Here is a 19,922-nt window from a genome sequence, read left to right as displayed (position 1 = left end):
CGGCGCGTCAGTCCTTGAAGGGGAACAGCAGCTTGGCGGCCTTCTCCACGCGCGCCCACTGGACCTCGTCCTTGCCGTGGCGGACGCTGCGCAGCGCGTCATTGAAGACGGCGACCAGCACCGAAATGCGGTCATGCACGTCGGGATCGTACTTGCCGATATCCAGCGCCGCGCCGTCTTCCAGAAGGTCGAGATAGATTTTCAGCGTCCGCACCTGGCGCTTGTGATACTCGCTCTCATCTTCCCGGTCCCAGACCCATGAATAGGAGAAATAGGCCTGGATCAGGCGATGCTGGGCGCTGTCATAATCCCAGTGTGCGCGCAGCGCCTCCAGGAAAAGCTCGGAACGCGACAGCCCCTTCTTGCGGCCTTTCTTGACCACCTTGCGGATAATTTCGATGCGCTCGCAGAGAATGCTTTCGAGAATTCCCGTGATCAGCCCGACCTTGGAGCCATACTCGGAGAATACCGTCCCGTGGGCCACGCCCGCCGCCTTGGCGATGTCGCTGGCGCGGGTTCCGAAGAATCCCTTTTCAGAGAACAGTTCGCGCGCCGCGTTAATGACGCGCGCCTGGGTCTTTTCTTTCTGCTCGGCGCGGGTAATGGACCGCCGCCTCGGGGCCTGCTTGATTTGCATTTTAAGTACTCCCCGCCCGCCTGACGGGCCCTTGGCCGCATCATTCAAAAATTCCGCCGCGTGTCCAGCTGACTACGCCCAGTGACTGTGGTCATCACTCATTGACTTCAGTCAGTGAGTGTGCTTTACCCCAGTTCTCGGAGCTGCACCCATGAAAAAACTGAATGATGAAACGCGCCTTTCGCTGGCGCTTGAGCTTTGGCGTGATCTCATGTCCGGGACGGACCAGGCGGATATTCTCTCGGCGCTCGTATCCCGTCTCAACGGCGCCCGGCCCGGCATTCTCGCCCATATCTTTTTCGGTTGCCGCGAAGATGGCGCGGCGCGTTTCACCTTCATAGGGACAGACGCGGCCGAAGCGCTGAAGGTGGATAACCGGCATGGCGAGACGGCGCTGGGCCATCATCTGGATATTCTGGACAGCGTTATTCTGGAATCACACCGCCGGTGCAACGCAGCCTGCCTTCGCGGGCAAGGCGATAATGGCGGCCTTTCCATCCTGATCCTTCCCACCGGTCCCGACACGAGCGGCGCGCCCGGCTTTCTGGGCGTATGCGCGCCGGGTGCGCCCGCCTCCGCAGGCGGGACCGCGCGGGCCGAATATTTCGCGCCGTCCATCGGCGGCCAGACGTGCGAAAATGGCAATGTGAAGCCGCTTCGCGCCGCCAGCTGACGCCGCCGCCCGAAATAATCGCACATGTCTGTTATAGCGTAGCAAGACAAACCGCGTTCGAGTCGTCTATGCACTGGGACCGACATGGGACACGGCCACGCACATCACCATCACGCGCATAACGAGGCGCGCACGCTGATCGCCGCCGGGCTGACCGGCTCTTTCATGCTGGCCGAAGTGGTGGGCGGCGTGCTGTTCGGCAGCCTGGCCCTGCTGGCCGATGCCGGTCACATGCTGACCGATTTTGTTTCCCTGAGCCTTGCCTTCTTCGCCTTCCGCCTGTCGCGCCGCCCGGCCGACTGGAAGCGCACTTACGGTTATGACCGGTTCCAGGTGCTGGCCGCCTTCGTCAATGGCGTCGCCCTGCTTGTTATCGTCGCCTGGATTGTGGTGGAGGCCATTCGCCGCTTTGCCGAGCCTGTGGAAGTTGCGGGGCTGGGCCTGATGGCCGTGGCCGGGCTGGGCCTGCTGGTCAATATCGCCGCCTTCCTGGCGCTGCACGGGGCGGACCGGGATAATCTGAACATCCGCGGCGCCACCCTGCATGTTCTGGGCGATCTTCTGGGCTCGGTCGCCGCGCTGATCGCGGGAATGGTCATCTGGATGACCGGCTGGACGCCGATCGACCCCCTGCTCTCGCTTCTGGTCGCCGTGCTGATCCTGCGTTCGGCCTGGGGCCTGACGAAGGATTCCGCCCGCATCCTGCTGGAGGCCGCGCCCAAGGATCTGGACGTGCGCCATATCGCGCCGGACCTGATGGAAGCGATCCCGGAAGTCGAAGACGTGCATCACGTCCATGCCTGGTCGATCACGGAAGGCAAGGCGATGATCACCCTGCACGCCCGCGTTCCGGTCGGATCGATGCCGGACCCCATCGCGGCGGCGATCAAGGCGCGGCTGGCCGAACGCTTCCACATCACCCACGCGACGGTGGAAATCGAATGTGAAGGCTGCGCCGACTCCTGAGCGCGCAAAGAAAAAGCGGGCGTCCGCAATGCGGAGCCCGCTTTCTCCCTGAAATCAGATACGGCCCTTCAGGGCCGCATGATTACGACCAGAACGGACGGCGCGCCGGGGCGTCCTCTTCTTCGTCGCTGTCGTCGTCATTGGCGCTGGACGCCGCGCCATTGGACGCAGCCGGGCGCTCGATGGCGAACTCTTCGAGATCGTCACCGCCGTCCTGGCCCTCATCCATGCCGGCCTGCGGCGCTTGCGGGGCCAGTTCCGGCTCTTCCGCCTCGGCCTGCTGGACCGGGGCCGCCGCGGTTTCGGTCTGAACCGGAGTCGCCGCCGGGGCGGACGCTCCGCCGGACGCCTTGTCGTCCAGCATCGTCAGTATCTTGTCGAACGCCGCTTCGGCGGAGCCGGCGGAGCGGCGCGCCAGGCGCCAGACCTTGTCGCACAGCTCGGCATAGTTGCGTCCGTCGCCGGCGGTGTGCGTTTCCAGCTCGGCGCGCTCGACCGCTTCCAGCTCCTCGCCGTTCTGGTCGAAGATCGCCAGCTGCGGATCATTGTCCTTGGAAACGGTGATGGCGTAGCTGCCAATGCTCAAGATATAGGACTTGCCCGGCCCCTCGCGCCATTCCACGCCGGCCTTCTCGGAGGCGGCGCGGAGTTTCTCCACGAGTTGCTGAATGCGCTGTTCCATATTCGACGTGGCCATGTTGGTCCTCCAAAAATCCTTTTGAGCGCCCTGCCTGCAATCGTACCAAAGCAGTCCGCTTATCCCTGCTCCAGAAAGCTCTGCACCCTCTCCAGCAAGTTCGGCGCCGGAATTTCGCACTCCCATATGACAAGTCTTTTCCAGCCAAGCGAATCAAAAGCAGCAGCAACCTTTTTGTCGCGTTCTACATTGCGGCCGATCTTGGCTTTCCAGTAATCGGAATTGCTCTTGGGGGCGCGGGCGCCGCGGGGGCAGTCATGACCGTGCCAGAAACAGCCATGAACGAAGATCGCCTTCTTCCGGCCCGCAAAGACAAGGTCCGGCTTTCCCGGCAATTCGGCGCGGTGCAGGCGGTAACGGTATCCGGCGGCGTGCAGCATCCGGCGCACCGCCATTTCAGGTTTCGTGTCCTTGCTCTTCACCGCCCGCATGACGGCGGAGCGTTTTTCGGGGCTGAAGACATCGCCGCCTGACATCGGAACCTTTTAATCCTTGATTTCCATTAACCGTTTTACCCGCCGTTAACCCTAGAGCGCCTTAGGTGTTAACGGAATTGCGTCCTCTGTGATTCGCGAGTGAATTCTCAACATCTGGTGTGGGTTGCTCGCGTTTACACAAAAGGCGCCGGGGCGTAGCGTCCTGTTAACGGTTTGGTGAGGTGATTCGCATGGCTGCCGGGGGGCCGTGGAGCGTTAAGGGGATCGATCCCAAGGCCAGGGAAACCGCCCGCGAGGCGGCCCGGCGCGAGGGCAAGACGCTCGGCGAATGGTTAAACGCGATAATCCTGGAGGGGGATGACGAGCCGGGCGCATCGGATGCGCCGCGCCGGCCCGAACGCTTCTCCACGGATGGTCCGCCCGAACCCGATTTCGGCGCCTTCGCCGATGAGCTGGACGAAGATGACAGCCTGAACCAGAAGCTGCGGGCGCTGGCCAAACGCATCGAGTCCGCCGAGCACCGCTCGACGCTGGCCATCACCGGAATGGACCAGTCGATTCTGGGCCTGATCTCCCGCCTCGACAAAGCCGAAGACAATTATGACGACGCCGCCCACCGCGCCGATGACGCGACGGGCGAACTGCGCGAGGCGCACCAGTCCCTGGCCCAGCGCCTTAAAACACTGGAAGAGGACGACCGCCCGGCCGAAAGCGTCAAAGCGGTGCAGGGGCTGGAAGACGCCGTCGCCACCGTGGCCGGACATGTCCATCAACGGGACAAGAAGGCCGGACAGCGTTTCGGCGAGGTCGAGGACCGGCTCGAGGCGCTGGCCGGCAAGCTGGAAAAGTCCGGCGAGGAACTGGCCAAGCGCATCGACGCCACGTCCGACCACGCCGCCATGCAGGCGCGGCGTGAGACCGAGTCCCTGCGCCAGGCGTTCGAGACGCATCGCGACGCCAGCGAATCCACGCTTGAAGAGCTGAAATCCTCCGTCGACCGCATAAATGAGCGGCTGGGCAAGGCCGAGCGCCTGACCGACAACGCGGTGCGCGCGCTGGAAGCCAGCTTCGCCAATCTGGACGACCGGCTGCGCGGGGCTGAAACCTCGATCAAGGAAAATTCCGAGACCGGCGTCGGCGACCGGCTGGAAAAACGCTTCACCGATCTCTCCGGCGATCTGCGCTCGATGATCGAGGCCTCACGCGCCGACATGGCCAACCAGCTGGAGAAGGCGGCTTCCGCCCCGCGCCTGCAACGGCTGGAACAGTCCCTGTCGCAGAGCGAGCAGCGCCATTCCGACACGCTGGCGAAAATCGGCGAACAGATTTCCCTGCTCGGCCAGACCGTCGAAAAGCGCATGGATTCGGCCGAGCGCCGCATGCGGGACGAGGCCAATCAGGAGCGCGGACTGGAAACGCGCCTGCGCGAAGTCGAGACCAACTCCACCAACGCCATCCGCCGCATCGGCGACGAGGTGGCGCAGATTTCCGAGCGCCTGTCAGAGCGTCTCGAAGCGTCCGAAGCGCGCAATGCTGAATCGATTTCCGCGCTCGGCGACCGGCTGGAGCGGCTGCGCGAGGAAGAAGACGAGACGGGCGGCGGCACGCTGGAAGATCGCCTGCGGGACAGCGAAAAGCGCACCCAGCAGATGATCCGCGAAGCGATGGCCGGCGTCGGCGCCAAGCTGGACGCGGTGCGGGACGAAAGCGAGGACGCGCTGTCCCCCGTGCAATCGGCGCTGGCCGATCTGGCGCGGCGTCTGGATTCCATCGAGGGCACGGAACGCGACACCTTCACCGAGGATTACGGCTCCGCGAAGCCCCGGCGCGCCGATGAGGCGGCAGAGGCCGCCGCCATGCCGCGCGCCGAGGACGCCCTGGCCGAGGAAGACGAGGAAGACGCCTTCTTCGTGGACGAGCCCGCCGCGCCGGCCGCGGAAGAGAAAGAGGCGCGTCCCAACCCTTTCGCTTCGCTGGCTCCGGAAACGGACTCGGAGTCGGTCTACGCTGAGACGGACCGCGCCGAAGACGAAGAAACCCTGGATTTCGATTCGGACTTCGACCCGGAAGACGATCTTCTGTTCGTGGACGAACCGGCGCAGGCCGACGCTGCGGCCAAGAAACCGGACCAGCCTGAAAAGGAATCCGTCAAGGCCCCGCCGCGCCCCGCGCCGCTGGGCGCCACGGCCGATCCCGGCTTCCTGAGCGCGGCGCGCAACGCCATGCGCCAGAGCGAGAGCGGCAATGCCCGCGACCGCGGATCGCCGATACTGGGCCGCCGCGAGGAGCCGTCGAAAGGCCGCACGGCCCGCGTCATCCTTATGGGCGCCGGCGCGCTGGCCACCCTGACCCTGATCGGCGCGGCCGCGATGCTGTTCCTTACCGGCAATGAGCAGGATGGCGGCGCGCGCGTGGCCGATCCGCTGACCGGCCCCACGGTCGGCGACGTGCTGAACGGCGAAAGCGATGACGCCGCCCCGGATTCGGCGCAAACCGCCGCCAATGACGGCGTCCCCGCTTCCATGGACGAGCTGTCCTCCCTGCTTGAAGAACCGGCCGACGCGCCCGCGGATGCGGCCGCGGATACAGAGACCGCCAGCGCTGAAGACACGCCGGATGTACCGGCGCAGGCCGATGCCGGGCCGCAGCCCGCCGACCCTGAACCCGCGCCCGAAACGCAGACCGCAGAGGCCGAAGCCCGGCCCGCCGAGGCGGGCGGCGAGGACCCGGTCGGCGCGGCGATTTCCGCCCTGCCCGCCTCCGACCAGTTCCAGCTGGGCATGGCCGAGCTGCAGAATGGCGAGCAGGACGCCGGGGTTCGTCTGGTTCGCGCGGCCGCCGATAGCGGATACGCCCCGGCGCAATACCGCCTCGGCAAGCTGTTCGAGACCGGGCTTGGCGTGCCGCAGGACCCGCTGCGCGCCCGCCAGTGGACCGAGCGCGCGGCCAATAACGGCAACCGCAAGGCGATGCACAATCTGGGCGTGATGTACGCCGAGGGGCGCGGCGCCTCGCAGGACATGAACGCCGCCGCGCAATGGTTTGAACGCGCCGCCCTGCTGGGCGCCCCGGACTCACAGTTCAACTTGGCAGTCCTTTATGAGCAGGGCCGCGGCCGGCCGCGCAGCCTGCCCGACGCCTATGCCTGGTACACGATCGCCGCGCAGAGCGGCGACGAGGAAGCCGGATCCCGCGCTGCCCGGATCGCCGGCGAACTTCCGGAAGAAGCCGCCGCCGAGGCGCGCCAGATGACGCAGTCTTTCGAGCCGCGCCCGCTGGACGTCGCCGCCAACAGCGCCGCCGAAGACGGCGCGGCGGCGCTGACCGGCCCGGCTGCTGTCGCCCGCGCCCAGACCATCCTGGCCGAGCTGGGCTATGATATCGGTCAGGCGGACGGCAATTCGGGCCCCCAGACACAAGCTGCGATTATCCTGTATCAGCGCGAAAACGGCCTGGCCCAGACGGGCGAAGTGTCGCCCCGCTTGCTGGAACGGCTGGAAGTCTCGCGCAGGCGCTAGTATGCCAGTGACGACGGCGCGTTTGCGCGCCGCCGGACGGCTTCAAAGACGAGCCAGCGGAAGGCGCGGGTGCAGATCTACCTCCCCATCGCCGAGATTTCGGTCAATGTCCTGCTTCTGCTGGGGCTGGGTGCCGGAGTCGGTTTCCTGTCCGGCATGTTCGGGGTGGGCGGCGGCTTCCTGATGACGCCGCTGCTGATTTTTATCGGCGTGCCGCCCGCGGTCGCCGTTTCCACACAGGCCAACCAGATTGCCGCGACCTCTGTCTCCGGCGCGCTGGCGCACTGGCGGCGCGGCGCGGTGGACGTGCGCATGGGGTTATATCTGCTGGCCGGCGGCATCGCGGGGTCGGTCGCGGGCGTGCAGCTGTTCGCCTGGCTGAAAAGCCTCGGCCAGATCGATATTGCGATTGCGCTGTCCTATGTCGTGTTCCTGGGAGGCATCGGCGCCCTGATGGCGTTCGAGAGCATCCAGGCGCTGCGACGCGACCGCCGGGGAGGCCAAGTGGCCCGGCCCCGCCGGCGGCGGCCGCGCCCGCTGGCCCAGCGCCTGCCCATGCGCGCCCGGTTTCCGCGCTCTCACCTCTATGTCAGCATCATTCCCCCGATTGTCATTGGCGCGGTGGTGGGCGTTCTGGTCGCCATCATGGGCGTGGGCGGCGGATTCATCATGGTGCCGGCGATGATCTATCTGCTGCGCATGCCGACCAATGTCGTGGTCGGCACATCGCTGTTCCAGATCATCTTCGTGACCGCGCTGGTGACCGTGCTGCAGGCGACGCAGAACCACACGGTCGATATCATTCTGGCGCTGCTGCTGATCCTTGGCGGGGTCATCGGCGCCCAGATCGGGGTGCGCGCGGCGATGAAGGTGAAGGCGGAGGCGCTGCGCGCCCTGCTGGCGGGGCTGGTGCTGGCCGTCTGCCTGAAACTGGCCTGGGACCTGATTGCCACGCCGTCCGAAATGTACACGCTGATCCCGGGAGGGCTGTGAGCGGTGATCGCCCTTGTTTCCGCGCTCTTCCTGCTGGCCGCGCAAAACCCGCCCGGCCCGTCCGGGGATACGGTCCCGGCCGGTCCGCCGGATGTGGCGATCGCCCTGACCGACGAGGAAGTGCGCGTGACGTCCGGTTTCACCGGCGCGCGGCTGCTGATCTATGGCGTCGCGCCCGGCTATCGGGAGGGCGACGACCTGGTGGTTATCCTGCGCGGCCCGTCCCAGCCCCTGACCGTGATGCGCAAGGAACGCATCGCCGGATTGTGGCTGAACACCGAGCCGGCCTCGTTTGCCGGGGCGCCGTCCTATTACGCCGCGGCCAGCACCCGGCCGCTGCACGAGATCGCCCCGCCCGACGTGCTGCGGCGGCTGGGCGCCAGCGCTGAGTATGTGCCGCTGCGCACGGCGGGGGTGCAGTCCTCCGACGCCGCGCCGATGATCAGCGATTACCGGCGCGCCATTATCCGCCTGAAGGCCGACAAGGGGCTTTACCGGAACGAGGCGGGCGAGGTGACGTTGCAGGAGGCCAATCTGTTCCGCGCCGAAGTCCGCCTGCCCGCCCAGGCGCCGGTGGGCGATTACGAGGCGCAAGTCATCCTGTTCCGCGACGGCGGGGCCGCGGCCCAGACCGCCACGACCCTGACCGTGCACAAGGCGGGGCTTGGCGAGGCGGTCTATAATCTCGCCCAGAACCAGCCCTTCCTGTACGGCCTGCTGGCTGTGGCGGCCGCATTGCTGGCCGGATGGCTCGCGGCTGCTATATTCGCCAGACGATGACCGATACACAGACGCCTCCTCCTCCGCCGCCCGAACCGCAGCGCGAACCCGCCGGCCACCGGCCCGAATCCTGGTTCCAGCGGCCGTTTTCCGGCGCGCCGAAACCGGCGATGTTCCTGACGCTGGCGGGCATCCTGCCCTTCCTGATCACCGCGCTGGTGGTGATCGTCACCCCGGAAGGCAAGCTGTTCAACGCCACCGCCTATAACGCCCTGCTGACCTATGCCGCCGTCATTCTCGGCTTTCTGGGCGGCACGCGATGGGGGGTGGAAATGGTGGAGCGGCCCGAAACGACGCGCTGGGCCGTGCTGGTGCTGGCGATCATCCCCCCGCTTCTGGCCTGGGCCGTGATCCTGATCGGGCTTCAGCCGCGGGCGACCATGGCGATCTTCATCGCCGGCTTCCTCGCCATGCTGTTCTGGGATCTGTGGTCGATCACGCGGGGAACCCTGCCTGGCTGGTACGCCTCGCTGCGCATGATCGCCTCGTCCGGGGCGATCCTGTCGCTGCTGCTGGTGTTCTGGACGCGTGACGTGCCGGTCACCCAGGCGCCGCCCGCCTAGTCGCCGCAGAGCTTGCCCGCGGTTACGGGCCAGACGCGCGACTCCCCCATGATCCACGCATCGGGCCGTCCGCCGAAAACGCGGGCGAACGCCGCATCACAGACATTCAGCCCGCCCGCATATGCGCCGAAGGCCGGCAGAACGGCGTGATCGCCATTGGTCGCGAAACACCGCCGCCGCATGGCCCGGCCCCGCGCCCGCACCCTGGCGACAGGGTGGAGATGGCCCGCCAGCTCCCCCGGCGCGCCGCCCTCTGTCGGGATGTGACGAAGCACCAGCGGCCCGAGCGCCAACTCCGCCACCGTGCGTCCGCCCAGCTCCACAGGCGGGGCAGGGTCATGATTGCCCTCCACCCAGATCCAGTCATCCACCGCGCCGGTGAGGCGGCCGATCTCCGCCCGGTCGGCGTCATCGAGGCGCAGCGCCGCCTGACCGTCATGGAAGGAATCGCCAAGGCAGGCGACGGCGCGCGGGGCGTAGCGGCGGATCAGCCGGTCCAGCCGCGCCAGCGTTTCCCGCGTGTCGAAGGGGGGCAACATGCGCGCCCGCTGGGCGAAGGCCGAACCCTTCTCCAGATGCAGGTCGGCGACGATCAGCATCTGCGCGGCCTCATGGAACAGCGCGCCCGCCGGATCGGCCAGCATATCGACGCCCGCCACGTTGAGCGCGACGTCTTGCGATGACTCTGTCCGGGCCGGGGCCTGCATGCGATATTCCTTGGCTGCGGAGGAAAGGTTAGACCGGTTCGCCGCAAAGAGAAGCGCCGGTGTTCAGAAGGTTCTGCAGATGAGCGACGCGATCACAGCCGAACAGCCCGCCGCCCCCGCGCCGTTCGCGGACGCGCCGGGCGCGGTGACGTTCAAGAAGCTGCGCAAGCGGCTGGCGCGGCTGGCGCGCGAGGCGGTGGAAACCTACGCCATGCTGCCCGAAGGCGCGGAGGCGAACCCGCCGCGCTGGCTGGTGTGCCTGTCCGGCGGCAAGGACAGCTACACGCTGCTGGCCGTGCTGATGGATCTGCAGCGCCAGGGCCATCTGCCGGTGGAGCTGGTGGCGTGCAATCTGGACCAGGGCCAGCCGGGCTTTCCGAAACATGTCCTGCCCGATTATCTGGCCGCGCTGGGCGTTGAGCACCGTATCGTCACCGAGGACACCTATTCCATCGTCACCGACAAGGTGCCGGCGGGGCGCACCTATTGTTCGCTCTGTTCGCGTCTGCGGAGGGGCATTCTCTACCGCGTGGCGCGGGAGGAGAACTGTCAGGCGATCGTGCTGGGCCATCACGCCGACGACGCGGTGGAGACGTTCTTCCTGAACATGATCCATGGCGGCAAGCTGGCCGCCATGCCGCCCAAGCTGCTGAACGACGAGGGCGACCTTCTGGTCCTGCGCCCGCTGATCCTGTCGGCCGAGGCCGATATCGGGAAATTCGCGCGATACATGGATTTCCCCATCATTCCCTGCACGCTCTGCGGATCGCAGGAAGGTCTGCAGCGCGGCGCGATCAAGGCGATGCTGGCCGGCTGGGAGGAAAGACGCCCCGGCCAGCGCGCGATTCTCGCCAACGCCATGCGCAACGTGAACGCCTCGCACATGGCCGATGCGGCGTTGTTCGATTTCAAGGCGCTGTTTCCTTCCTCCTGAGAAGGGATGGTTTCCCCCTCTCGGGGGCGAGGGGACTTTTCTTTTTACCCTTTTCTTTTTCGGCTCCCGGAATCCGCGTCAGCGGATGTCCGGGATCCAGTCTGCGACGGTCGCGCCGTTTCTGGACCCCGGATATTGGCTACGCCAATTCCGGGGACTCTCGGGAGAGGATGCGCCGAAAGCTCCGCAGGTCCTGTGACCTCGGAGGGTTGGATAGGTGAGGGAAGCGGCGCGCGTTTCGGACGCTGGCCGTATGTACTTATTGAGTGCTTTGCGAACCGAAGCTGCGCGCCGCTGACGTTTGAACCTGCCTGAAGTTGGCCTTGCGACCGTTTTTCCTTCGCAGTCCCTTCCGACAGGCCGGAGCGGTCATCGGGCAAGGTCTCCTCCCGCGACACCTCCGGCGCCGTTCCCCACCCCATGCGACCCGAGCTCATGGTCCCTCGCGGCAGCGAACAGGGAGGAGTATCGCTCAAGCGGGGACCCGGTCTGATATTTCTGTTTTTGTCCCTGCTTTCCGGCCCTTCGAGACGCCGCGCCCTTGGCGCGGCTCCTCAGGGTGAGGGTGATAGGAAGGGGGTGGAGAAACAACCGTTTCATACCCCAAGCCTTAGCCTGAGGAGCCCGCAAGGGCGTCTCGAAGGCGGGGTCTAGAAGACGCGAATTTCCTCCGGAAACTCCGCTCAAAGTCCCGCTTTTTTCGCGGCTTCGCCGGGGGTGAGGACGACCGCACCGATGACGCCGCGGACATCGAGGAGGTCGGAGTCGCTGGAGACGACGGGGACATCGGCTGCGGCGGAGAGGGCGGCGAATTTCCGGTCTTCGGGATCGGGGACGGCCTGCATGGCGGCAAGGTCCAGCGGGCCGTCGAAGCGGCCCGCCTCCGTGAAGAGGGGGGCGGCGGCGGGCCAGTCCAGCGGAGGGATTTTTTCAAGGATGCGCCGTGTCTCCGCGCGGGTTTGCTCCGCCCAGACAAGGATCAGCCCGCCCTCTCGCGCGGCGGCGATCAGGCGGGCCGAGGCGGAGCGGGGATTGAATCCCGCCCCGACAAAGACATTGGTATCAAGGATTAGCCGGACGCTCAGGATTCCTCGACCGCGACGCAGGCATCGCCCTGGAAGGAGAACGTTTCGACATATCCATCCGGCGCGATCACGAAACGGGTCTCACACTGGGTGAAATGATCGACGGGCGGATTATAGACGCTCTCATAGACCGTTTCCTTGCGCTTGATATGCTCGCCGTCCTCGTCGACGGTCTCGACCCAGCGCTCATGCGGGACCTGAGTGTAGTTCCCGCCGGTGGTGTAGGATTCCTCGACGAAATAGGTCCACATCTCGCGGCCCTCCGACATGCCGGCCTTGTCGACAGGCGGCCCCCAGTCCAGCAGGAGCTGGTCGGCGTGGACCCCGACCCATTGCGAGGTTTTCTGGCGATACCCTTCGGCGGTGGCGCAGGCGGCCAGCGCAAAAAGGGAAAAGATAACAAGCAGGCGGCTCATAACTCTGTCTCCCCACAGACGTTGATAAACGTCATCTTAACCCTTGCGGACCGGGTTGGGGAGGGTGAAACCGGGACAGGCGCAAAATTCACAATCGCCGCGCGCCGCCCCATATCAGGCAGAACGCCCTTTTAGCGAGACGGACGCCGCCATGCTGAGCCCTGAAGAACTGGAGCGCTATGCCCGGCACATCGTGCTGAAGGAGATTGGCGGGCCGGGCCAGCAGGCGCTGAAGCGGGCGCGGGTGCTGATCGTCGGCGCGGGGGGTCTGGGCTCCCCCGCCGCGCTTTACCTGGCGGCGGCGGGCGCGGGCGCGATCATCCTGGCCGATGACGACGCCGTGTCGCTCAATAATCTCCAGCGCCAAATTCTCTTCACGACCGACGAGGCGGGCGCGCCCAAGGCGGAAACCGGCGCGGCGCGGCTGGGCGCGCTGAACCCGCATGTCGCCGTGGAAACGATCACGGAGCGGCTGGACGCGGCGGGCGCGGCGGAAGCCGTGGCGCGGGCCGATATCGTGCTGGACGGGTCCGACAATTACGAGACGCGGTTCGCGGTGAACGCGGCCTGCCATGCGGCGGGCAAGCCGCTGGTCTCCGGCGCGGTGGAACGGTTTTCCGGGCAGGTGGCCGTGTTCCGATCAGGCCTTACGAAAGAAGCGGAGGCGCGGCCGCCCTGCTATCGCTGCCTGGTCCCGGACATTCCCCCCGACGCGGAAACCTGCGCGCAGATCGGCGTCGCGGGACCGGCGGCCGGGGTGATCGGAAGCTGGATGGCGCTGGAGGCGATCAAGCTGATCACCGGGGCGGGCAAGCCGCTGGACGGGCGCCTCGCCATATTCGACGGGCTGGCCGGAACCGCGCGAACCATCGCCCTGCCCCCCGACCCCGCCTGCCCGGTTTGCGGGGGCGACGCATAAAAGAAGCGCGGCGGAGACCGCCGCGCTTCCTGTTGCGTCTGCCTTGATGAACCTATTTCCGGCCGGCGCCCGGCTTGTTCGCCGGCTTGTCCTTTTTGGCGTCCGGCGTCTTCGCCGGCTGGCCGGATTGGGGTTTGTTCTTGTTCTTATTGTCAGGCATGGGTTTCGTCCTGAAAGTGCGGGGTTAAGCGGCCCGCGGTCGGTCCGGTCGGAATGGCCGGATCAGACGCTATAACGCCGGACCCGGCCCGCCGGTTTCCGCGCGCGCTGCGCAAGGCGCGAACCGCGCCGCCCCGCCGCCTAGTTCTGCGCGGAGAGGCCTTCGGTGAGGTCCGGGTAGAGGATGTTCACCAGCGTCTCGCTGTCCATGAAGCCGGCATAGTCCTCGTCCAGGTCCGCCAGCGGGTTGTCGGCGAGGGTTTCTTCCAGGGTCAGGCCCTCATCGATGCTGGCCTGCACGCGGTCGCGCAGCATCACGGCGAGGTCATGGGCGGCCTGCAGGTCGGCGCGCGTGGCGAGCGGGCCGTGGCCCGGCATGATGGTGGTGTCCTCGCCCGCGATCTCCAGCCCGCGCGCGAGTCCGGCGATGAAGCCGTCGATGGAGCCGCCGGAGGACGTGTCGATGAAGGGGAAGGACTGGTTGAAGAAGATGTCGCCCATGTGCAGCACGTCGGCCTCGGTGAAATAGATCACCGCGTCGCCATCGGTATGGGCGTTGGGGATGTGTTCGACATGTGCGGTCTGGCCGTTCAGGTGCAGCGTGACGTCGCGCGTGAAAGTGACCACGGGCCAGGCTTCTTCCGGGCTGGCCGGAGTGGAGCGGTCGAAGATTTCCGATTCCTGATCGGTGGACAGGCGCTGGCGCACGTTTTCGTGGGCGATGATGGTGGCCTGGTCCCCGAACGAAGCGTTGCCGCCTGTATGGTCGCCGTGCCAGTGCGTGTTGACGACATAGCCCACCGCATTGCCCTCCACCGACTGGATGGCGGCGCGGATCTGCTCTGCGTTGTCGGCGAACTTGTCGTCGATGATGAAGGTGCGGTCATCGCCCGTCAGCACGCCGACATTGCCGCCGCGCCCTTCCAGCATGAACAGGTTCGGGGCGATGTTCACGACCTCGAACGGCCAGTCCTGGCCAGCCTGTTTTTCGTGCGCGTCATGAGCGGCGGCGGGGGCGGCGGCGAGCATCGCGGCGGCGGCGAGCGTGCGGAGCATGGCGGGTTTCCTTCGCTTTAGTGGGCGCAAATCTGCATGTCGGCTATGAAAATGGAGCGCGGATGAGGCTTTGACAACTTATCCGCAATAAGCGATGCGCTCGGGTCATGGACTTTATGGCGATGATCCCCTTCTTCGCGGCGCTGGTCGCGGTCACCAACCCGATGGGGTCGGCGGCGATCTTCCTGTCGATGACATCGGACTCCACGCGGGCCGAACGGGCGCGGACGGCCAATACGGCCGCCATCGCCTCCACCATCGCCCTGCTGGTGACCGCGGTGGCCGGGAAATACATCCTCGGCTTCTTCTCCATCTCTCTGGACAGTTTCCGGGCCGCGGGCGGGGTGATCCTGTTCCTGATGGCGCTGTCCATGCTGCGGGCGCGGCCCTCGCGCATGCATTCGGTGGACGAGGAGCGGCTGGAGGGCGAGGAGAAGGACGATCCGGGCGTGTTCCCGCTGGCCATTCCGCTGATCGCCGGTCCCGGCGCGTTCGCTGCGGTGATCGTCTATGGCGAGGGCGTGACCGGGCTTCTGGGCTGGGCCGCGATGTCCGGCGTGATCCTGGCCTCCGGCCTGGTGATCTTCGCGATCCTGCGCGCGGCCACGCCGATGTCCAACCTGCTGGGCGTGACCGGCATGAACGTGCTGATGCGGGTGATGGGCCTGATCCTGGCGGCGATCGCGATGGAAATGATCGCGGTCGGCTTTAGCGGGCTGCTACCCGGCCTCGCCGCCTGAATCTTCGCCGCCTTTGGGGGCAAACGCCTTGCGCGACAGCCAGGCGAGCGCGGCGACGAACAGAATACCCAGAATCCCGATCACGATTCCGGTGAACAGAACGCCCAGCGCCGCGCCCAGTAGAAGCGCGGCGAGGAAGACGGCGAGGCCCAGAAGGCCAAAAAGAATATATCTCAGCATGACAGTGAAACGTGGCTGGAGGTCTATGGTTCTGCGAGGAACTGCGCGTCAGCCCTCGTAAAGCACGCGGTCCGGCGGCCGGTGGCCATCGGTGAACACGCGGATATTGACGATCACCTTCTCGCCCATCGCCGTTCGGCTCTCGATGGTCGCCGAGCCCATGTGCGGGACGAGGACGGCGTTTTCCAGCTCCAGCAGGGTCGGGTGGATGTCCGGTTCGTTCTCATAGACGTCCAGCGCGGCGCCGGCGAGACGGCCGTCCTTCAGGCGCCCGGCCAGCGCGGCCTCGTCGATGACGTCGCCGCGGGAAGTGTTGACCAGCAGCGCCTCCGGCCGCAGGCGGTCCAGACGCTTCGCGTTCAGCAAGTGCCGCGTTTCGCGCGTGGAGGGGCAGTTGACGCTGACCACGTCGACATGGGCCAGCATGTCGTCCAGCTCCGGCCAGTAGGTGGCTTCCAGCGCCTTTTCGATGGCCGGGCTGACCGGATTGCGGTTGTGGTAGTGGACATGCATGTCGAAGGCGCGGGCGCGGCGCGCCACGGCCTGTCCGATGCGGCCCAGACCGATGACGCCCAGACGCTTGCCGCGCAGGCTGCGGCCCATCATCCAGGTCGGAGCCCAGCCGCTGAAGCCGCCGGCGCGCAGGACGCGCTCGCCCTCCGACAGGCGGCGGGCGCAGGCCAGGATCATGGTCATCGCCATGTCGGCCGTGTCCTCTGTCAGGACGCCGGGCGTGTTGGTGACGACAATGCCCTGATCGTGCGCGGCGCGGCGGTCGATATGGTCCACCCCGGCGCCGAAATTGGCGATCATCTTCAGGGAGTCGCCGCCGGCGGCGATGATTTCGGCGTCGATCTCGTCCGAAACGGTGGGGACCAGAATCTCGGCGCGGGCGGCGGCGGCCTTCAGCTCGTCATGGGTGAGGCCGCGGTCTTCCAGATTGAACTCGGCGTCGAACAGCTCTCGCATCCGGGTCTGGACCGGATCGGGCAGTCTGCGGGTGACCACGACAACGGGCTTGCTCGGCACTTGGACACGTCCCTTTCGTTTCGCGCGGATGGCGGAATGAAGCGGCATAGCAGAGCGCGGCGCGCGCAGCCAATGGCGCAGCCGCCTTTACGTCTTTTTCATCATGACGGGGCGATGATTCATACTTCCCGACTGGCCCGACCTTAAGAGAGCGGCGAACCGTCATGCGCGCCCTGCGATGCCTGATCCTGATAGCGGCCTTCCTGCCGGCCGCCGCGCACGCCATGGCGCCCACGCCCTCCGGCCTGCCGGTGCCGCGTTTCGTGACGCTGAAATTTACCGAGGTGAACGGCCGCGCCGGCCCCAGCCCCAACCATCCCGTGCGCTGGACCTATCAGCGTCAGGGCCTGCCCGTGCAGGTGGTGGCGGAAACGGAAAACTGGCGCCGCGTGATGGATCCTGAAGGGGATCTGGTGTGGATGCACAAGCGCACGCTGGACGGCGCGCGCGCGGTTATCCCCATGCGCGACACGGCCCTGCGCAGCGATCCGGCGCGCGACAGCGATATAGAGGCGGTGGCCGAGGCCGGGGCGGTTCTGGTCCTGAAACGCTGTGACGCCGGCTGGTGCCGCACAGAGGCGCAGGGGTTCGAAGGGTGGATCAGCGCCGCCGATCTGTGGGGCCTGAACGCGGACGAACGCCCCGGCCCCTGACAGCGCGCGCAGCCGCTTTAAGGCGCCGCGCGCCCATTGCATCTGTCACGAAATGATAACAGTTTGGCGCGGGCTTTCCGCCGGTTTGCGATGATATGCGCATGGCGGACACTTTTCGCATGTTTCATTTGCGTGATTGACGGAATTTCATGGCGAACCAGAAAAACGCGTACAGCTACGAAGACCTTCTTGAGTGCGGCCACGGACGCCTGTTCGGACCGGGCAACGCCCAGCTGCCCCTGCCGCCCATGCTGATGTTCGACCGCATCAGCGAGATCACCGCCGATGGCGGCGCGTTTCAAAAGGGCAAGGCGGTGGCCGAACTGGACGTTTCCGAGGACAACTGGTTCTTCGGCTGCCATTTTGAGGGCGATCCGGTGATGCCGGGCTGCCTGGGGCTGGACGCCATGTGGCAACTGGTCGGCTTCTTCCTGGGCTGGACCGGCGCGGAGGGCAAAGGCCGCGCGCTGGGCGTCGGCGAAGTGAAGTTTACCGGCCAGGTCACCCCGGACATCAAGCATGTCCGCTATGAAATCGACATAAAGCGCCTGATCAATCGCCGCCTGGTCCTTGGGCTGGCGAATGGCGAAGTGCAGGCGGACGGCAAGACGATCTACAAGGCGGAAGACCTTCGCGTCGGGCTGTTCAAACCGGAAGAATTGTAAAAGGGAGGATGCGCTGATGCGACGCGTTGTCGTAACGGGAATGGGCATTGTCTCGCCGATCGGCTCGACGCTGGACGATGTTTCGAAATCGCTGCAGGACGGCCGCTCCGGCGTTGTCCGCGCGGAAGAATACGCCGAGATGGGGTTCCGCTGTCAGGTTCACGCCGATCCGGGCCTGGACCCGGCGGGCATCGTGGACAAGCGGGATCTGCGCTTCATGGGCGACGGCGCGGCATGGGCGTGGATCGCCGCGCGGGACGCCATCAAGGATGCGGGCCTTTCCGAGGATGAAGTCTCCAACCCGCGCACCGGCCTGATCGTCGGCACGGGCGGGCCGTCCACGGAGGCCATCGTGAAGGCCGCCGACGTGACGCGCGAGAAAGGCCCCAAGCGGGTCGGCCCGTTCGCGGTGCCCAAGGCGATGACGTCCACCGGCTCCGCGCCGCTGGCGACATCATTCAAGATCAAGGGCATGTCCTATTCCATCGCCTCGGCCTGCACGACGTCGCTGCACTGCATGGGCAACGCCGCCGAGCAGATCCAGTGGGGCAAGCAGGACATCATGATCGCGGGCGGCGGCGAGGAGCTGGACTGGACGCTGTCGGTCCTGTTCGACGCCATGGGCGCGATGTCCAGCAAATATAACGACACGCCCGAGCGCGCCAGCCGAGCCTTTGACGCCAACCGGGACGGTTTCGTGATCGCGGGCGGCGCGGGAATCGTGATCCTGGAAGAATATGAGCGCGCCAAGGCGCGCGGGGCGAACATCTACGCCGAAGTGACCGGCTATGGCGCGACCAGCGATGGCGCGGACATGGTGGCCCCGTCCGGCGAGGGCGCCGAGCGCGCCATGCGTCTGGCGCTGGAGACCGTGGATTCGAAGATCGACTATCTGAACCCGCACGCCACCTCCACGCCGGTCGGCGATATTGCCGAGGCGAAGGCCGTGGCGCGGGTGTTCGGCGATGACGGCCCGGCGATTTCCGGCACCAAGTCGATGACCGGCCACAGCCTGGGCGCGGCCGGGGCGCAGGAGGCGATCTATTCGCTGCTGATGATGCGCGACGGCTTTATCGCCCCCTCGATCAATGTCGAGGAAATGGACCCGGAGATCGCCGAGACGAAAATCGACGTGGCAACCGAGACGCGGCAGGCGAAGCTGGACACGGTGATGTCCAACAGCTTCGGCTTTGGCGGCACCAACGGGTCGCTGGTGATGCGCCGGGTCTAGGCTGAGACAAGAAAGAACAGACGAGGGAACGGGAAGAGATGTCCGACGACAATCCGATGCCGAAAGGCGAGCTGATGAAAGGCAAGAAGGGCCTTATCATGGGCGTCGCCAACAAGAACTCCATCGCCTGGGGCATTGCCCAGCAGATGGCCGCGCAGGGCGCCGAACTGGCCTTTTCCTATCAGGGCGAGCTGGAGAAGCGGGTGCGCCCGCTGGCCGAATCCCTCGGCTCCGACTTCCTGGTCTCGGCCGATGTCGCCTCTGACGAGGACATGGACAAGTGCTTTGCCGAGATTGAGAAGCGCTGGGGCAAGCTGGACTTCCTGGTCCACGCCATCGCGTTCGCCGGCAAGGACGAGCTGCAGGGCAGCTTCACGGAGAACACCACGCGCGAGGGCTTCAAGCGCGCCATGGAAATCTCCGCCTTCTCTTTCGTGGACGCGGCCAAGCGCGCCTCTCACCTGATGGCGGACGGCGGGTCGATGGTGACCATGACCTATCTGGGCGCCGAACGCGTTGTGCCGAGCTATAACGTGATGGGCGTCGCCAAGGCGGCGCTGGAGGCCTCCACCCGCTATATCGCGCGCGATCTGGGGCCGCAGGGCATAAGGGTGAACGCGATCAGCGCCGGCCCGATGCGGACGCTGGCCATGGCCGGGATTTCAGGCGGGCGCTCCCTGATGAAGACGGGCAAGGACTGGTCGCTTCTGAAGGAAGACACCAAGATGGAAGGCGTCGCGGGCGCGGCGCTTTACCTGCTCTCCGACCTCGGCACGTCCTGCACGGGCGAAGTGCTGCACGTGGACGCCGGCTTCCACATCGTCGGCGTGCCGGACCCGGGCGAGGACGAGGAATAGAGAATAAAAAAGGCCCCGGAGATTTCC

General features: G+C 66.2%; 22 protein-coding genes. 13 read left to right on the top strand and 9 right to left on the bottom strand.

Annotated features, from left to right (window positions below; genetic code table 11):
* Positions 1 to 7: 7 nt before the first annotated feature.
* Positions 8 to 637, bottom strand: coding sequence for a TetR/AcrR family transcriptional regulator (locus tag L338_RS16270; RefSeq protein ID WP_022696942.1), 630 nt, complete (start codon positions 635 to 637; stop codon positions 8 to 10).
* A 151-nt stretch (positions 638 to 788) separates the two neighbouring features.
* On the opposite strand from L338_RS16270, the gene L338_RS03330 reads away from it, so the two are divergent.
* On the top strand, positions 789 to 1,310 hold the full coding sequence (locus L338_RS03330) for a hypothetical protein (protein ID WP_022696941.1): 522 nt from the start codon (positions 789 to 791) through the stop codon (positions 1,308 to 1,310).
* An 84-nt stretch (positions 1,311 to 1,394) separates the two neighbouring features.
* Positions 1,395 to 2,276, top strand: coding sequence for a cation diffusion facilitator family transporter (locus L338_RS03325; RefSeq protein ID WP_022696940.1), 882 nt, complete (start codon positions 1,395 to 1,397; stop codon positions 2,274 to 2,276).
* Positions 2,277 to 2,358: 82 nt separating this feature from the next.
* On the opposite strand, the gene L338_RS03320 is transcribed toward L338_RS03325, so the two are convergent.
* Together L338_RS03320 and L338_RS03315 are read right to left on the bottom strand one after the other, a co-directional pair.
* Positions 2,359 to 2,973, bottom strand: a complete 615-nt coding sequence (locus L338_RS03320; RefSeq protein ID WP_022696939.1) for a hypothetical protein — start codon at positions 2,971 to 2,973, stop codon at positions 2,359 to 2,361.
* 59 nt (positions 2,974 to 3,032) lie between these two features.
* Complete coding sequence (locus L338_RS03315; RefSeq protein ID WP_022696938.1) at positions 3,033 to 3,449, bottom strand: very short patch repair endonuclease; 417 nt, start codon at positions 3,447 to 3,449, stop codon at positions 3,033 to 3,035.
* Positions 3,450 to 3,640: 191 nt separating this feature from the next.
* On the opposite strand from L338_RS03315, the gene L338_RS03310 reads away from it, so the two are divergent.
* From L338_RS03310 to L338_RS03295, 4 genes are all read left to right on the top strand, one after another.
* Entirely contained in the window at positions 3,641 to 6,928 is a 3,288-nt protein-coding gene (locus L338_RS03310) for a peptidoglycan-binding protein (protein ID WP_152485802.1), read from the top strand.
* Positions 6,929 to 6,997: 69 nt separating this feature from the next.
* The gene (locus L338_RS03305; protein ID WP_022696936.1) at positions 6,998 to 7,921 is read left to right on the top strand and encodes a sulfite exporter TauE/SafE family protein; all 924 of its coding nucleotides are present in this window, start codon (positions 6,998 to 7,000) and stop codon (positions 7,919 to 7,921) included.
* A gap of 3 nt (positions 7,922 to 7,924) precedes the next feature.
* Positions 7,925 to 8,701, top strand: coding sequence for a TIGR02186 family protein (locus L338_RS03300; protein WP_022696935.1), 777 nt, complete (start codon positions 7,925 to 7,927; stop codon positions 8,699 to 8,701).
* Positions 8,698 to 9,264, top strand: coding sequence for a DUF3429 domain-containing protein (locus L338_RS03295; RefSeq protein ID WP_022696934.1), 567 nt, complete (start codon positions 8,698 to 8,700; stop codon positions 9,262 to 9,264). The genes L338_RS03300 and L338_RS03295 overlap by 4 nt, the downstream gene beginning before the upstream one ends.
* Here L338_RS03295 and pdeM read toward each other — a convergent pair.
* On the bottom strand, positions 9,261 to 9,971 hold the full coding sequence (pdeM, locus tag L338_RS03290) for a ligase-associated DNA damage response endonuclease PdeM (RefSeq protein ID WP_022696933.1): 711 nt from the start codon (positions 9,969 to 9,971) through the stop codon (positions 9,261 to 9,263). The two genes, L338_RS03295 and pdeM, sit on opposite strands and share 4 nt — an antisense overlap.
* A 79-nt stretch (positions 9,972 to 10,050) precedes the next feature.
* Between pdeM and ttcA the strand changes: the two genes are divergently transcribed.
* Entirely contained in the window at positions 10,051 to 10,905 is an 855-nt protein-coding gene (gene ttcA, locus L338_RS03285) for a tRNA 2-thiocytidine(32) synthetase TtcA (RefSeq protein WP_022696932.1), read from the top strand.
* Between the two features lie 683 nt (positions 10,906 to 11,588).
* On the opposite strand, the gene L338_RS16905 is transcribed toward ttcA, so the two are convergent.
* Together L338_RS16905 and L338_RS03275 are read right to left on the bottom strand one after the other, a co-directional pair.
* Entirely contained in the window at positions 11,589 to 11,975 is a 387-nt protein-coding gene (locus L338_RS16905; protein ID WP_241762229.1) for a PIN domain-containing protein, read from the bottom strand.
* An 11-nt stretch (positions 11,976 to 11,986) separates the two neighbouring features.
* On the bottom strand, positions 11,987 to 12,406 hold the full coding sequence (locus tag L338_RS03275) for a hypothetical protein (protein ID WP_022696929.1): 420 nt from the start codon (positions 12,404 to 12,406) through the stop codon (positions 11,987 to 11,989).
* A gap of 151 nt (positions 12,407 to 12,557) precedes the next feature.
* Here L338_RS03275 and L338_RS03270 point away from each other — a divergent pair, with 151 nt between their 5' ends.
* Positions 12,558 to 13,325: a HesA/MoeB/ThiF family protein gene (locus L338_RS03270; protein ID WP_022696928.1), complete on the top strand. Its 768-nt coding sequence runs from the start codon at positions 12,558 to 12,560 to the stop codon at positions 13,323 to 13,325.
* Positions 13,326 to 13,625: 300 nt separating this feature from the next.
* Here L338_RS03270 and L338_RS03265 read toward each other — a convergent pair whose 3' ends face one another.
* Positions 13,626 to 14,540, bottom strand: a complete 915-nt coding sequence (locus L338_RS03265; RefSeq protein ID WP_022696926.1) for an MBL fold metallo-hydrolase — start codon at positions 14,538 to 14,540, stop codon at positions 13,626 to 13,628.
* A gap of 107 nt (positions 14,541 to 14,647) precedes the next feature.
* Between L338_RS03265 and L338_RS03260 the strand changes: the two genes are divergently transcribed.
* Complete coding sequence (locus tag L338_RS03260; protein ID WP_022696925.1) at positions 14,648 to 15,280, top strand: MarC family protein; 633 nt, start codon at positions 14,648 to 14,650, stop codon at positions 15,278 to 15,280.
* Here L338_RS03260 and L338_RS03255 read toward each other — a convergent pair.
* Positions 15,260 to 15,460 (bottom strand): hypothetical protein, encoded by a 201-nt coding sequence (locus L338_RS03255; RefSeq protein ID WP_022696924.1) that lies wholly within the window; start codon positions 15,458 to 15,460, stop codon positions 15,260 to 15,262. The two genes, L338_RS03260 and L338_RS03255, sit on opposite strands and share 21 nt — an antisense overlap.
* Before the next feature lie 48 nt (positions 15,461 to 15,508).
* Positions 15,509 to 16,537, bottom strand: a complete 1,029-nt coding sequence (locus L338_RS03250) for a 2-hydroxyacid dehydrogenase (protein WP_022696923.1) — start codon at positions 16,535 to 16,537, stop codon at positions 15,509 to 15,511.
* Positions 16,538 to 16,653: 116 nt separating this feature from the next.
* Between L338_RS03250 and L338_RS03245 the strand changes: the two genes are divergently transcribed.
* From L338_RS03245 to L338_RS03230, 4 genes are all read left to right on the top strand, one after another.
* Positions 16,654 to 17,142, top strand: coding sequence for an SH3 domain-containing protein (locus tag L338_RS03245; protein ID WP_022696922.1), 489 nt, complete (start codon positions 16,654 to 16,656; stop codon positions 17,140 to 17,142).
* 149 nt (positions 17,143 to 17,291) lie between these two features.
* Positions 17,292 to 17,807 (top strand): bifunctional 3-hydroxydecanoyl-ACP dehydratase/trans-2-decenoyl-ACP isomerase, encoded by a 516-nt coding sequence (gene fabA / locus L338_RS03240; RefSeq protein WP_022696921.1) that lies wholly within the window; start codon positions 17,292 to 17,294, stop codon positions 17,805 to 17,807.
* A gap of 16 nt (positions 17,808 to 17,823) precedes the next feature.
* Positions 17,824 to 19,038, top strand: coding sequence for a beta-ketoacyl-ACP synthase I (gene fabB / locus L338_RS03235; RefSeq protein WP_022696920.1), 1,215 nt, complete (start codon positions 17,824 to 17,826; stop codon positions 19,036 to 19,038).
* 38 nt (positions 19,039 to 19,076) lie between these two features.
* Complete coding sequence (locus tag L338_RS03230; RefSeq protein ID WP_022696919.1) at positions 19,077 to 19,895, top strand: enoyl-ACP reductase FabI; 819 nt, start codon at positions 19,077 to 19,079, stop codon at positions 19,893 to 19,895.
* The last annotated feature ends 27 nt before the right edge of the window (positions 19,896 to 19,922 follow it).

The organism is Euryhalocaulis caribicus, assembly GCF_000412185.1.
GTDB lineage: Bacteria > Pseudomonadota > Alphaproteobacteria > Caulobacterales > Maricaulaceae > Euryhalocaulis > Euryhalocaulis caribicus.
The sequence above is the reverse complement of the archived record's forward strand: the minus strand, read 5'-3'. Positions and strand labels throughout refer to the sequence as shown.

Coding starts and splice junctions, on each gene's coding strand:
- L338_RS03320 (WP_022696939.1), bottom strand. CDS start 2,973: ATGGCCACGTCGAATATGGAACAGCGCATTCAGCAACTCGTGGAGAAA.
- L338_RS03315 (WP_022696938.1), bottom strand. CDS start 3,449: ATGTCAGGCGGCGATGTCTTCAGCCCCGAAAAACGCTCCGCCGTCATG.
- L338_RS03270 (WP_022696928.1), top strand. CDS start 12,558: ATGCTGAGCCCTGAAGAACTGGAGCGCTATGCCCGGCACATCGTGCTG.
- pdeM (WP_022696933.1), bottom strand. CDS start 9,971: ATGCAGGCCCCGGCCCGGACAGAGTCATCGCAAGACGTCGCGCTCAAC.
- ttcA (WP_022696932.1), top strand. CDS start 10,051: ATGAGCGACGCGATCACAGCCGAACAGCCCGCCGCCCCCGCGCCGTTC.
- L338_RS03295 (WP_022696934.1), top strand. CDS start 8,698: ATGACCGATACACAGACGCCTCCTCCTCCGCCGCCCGAACCGCAGCGC.
- L338_RS03255 (WP_022696924.1), bottom strand. CDS start 15,460: ATGCTGAGATATATTCTTTTTGGCCTTCTGGGCCTCGCCGTCTTCCTC.
- fabA (WP_022696921.1), top strand. CDS start 17,292: ATGGCGAACCAGAAAAACGCGTACAGCTACGAAGACCTTCTTGAGTGC.
- L338_RS03330 (WP_022696941.1), top strand. CDS start 789: ATGAAAAAACTGAATGATGAAACGCGCCTTTCGCTGGCGCTTGAGCTT.
- L338_RS16270 (WP_022696942.1), bottom strand. CDS start 637: ATGCAAATCAAGCAGGCCCCGAGGCGGCGGTCCATTACCCGCGCCGAG.
- L338_RS03265 (WP_022696926.1), bottom strand. CDS start 14,540: ATGCTCCGCACGCTCGCCGCCGCCGCGATGCTCGCCGCCGCCCCCGCC.
- L338_RS03260 (WP_022696925.1), top strand. CDS start 14,648: ATGGACTTTATGGCGATGATCCCCTTCTTCGCGGCGCTGGTCGCGGTC.
- L338_RS03230 (WP_022696919.1), top strand. CDS start 19,077: ATGTCCGACGACAATCCGATGCCGAAAGGCGAGCTGATGAAAGGCAAG.
- L338_RS03310 (WP_152485802.1), top strand. CDS start 3,641: ATGGCTGCCGGGGGGCCGTGGAGCGTTAAGGGGATCGATCCCAAGGCC.
- L338_RS03325 (WP_022696940.1), top strand. CDS start 1,395: ATGGGACACGGCCACGCACATCACCATCACGCGCATAACGAGGCGCGC.
- fabB (WP_022696920.1), top strand. CDS start 17,824: ATGCGACGCGTTGTCGTAACGGGAATGGGCATTGTCTCGCCGATCGGC.
- L338_RS03245 (WP_022696922.1), top strand. CDS start 16,654: ATGCGCGCCCTGCGATGCCTGATCCTGATAGCGGCCTTCCTGCCGGCC.
- L338_RS03250 (WP_022696923.1), bottom strand. CDS start 16,537: ATGCCGCTTCATTCCGCCATCCGCGCGAAACGAAAGGGACGTGTCCAA.
- L338_RS03275 (WP_022696929.1), bottom strand. CDS start 12,406: ATGAGCCGCCTGCTTGTTATCTTTTCCCTTTTTGCGCTGGCCGCCTGC.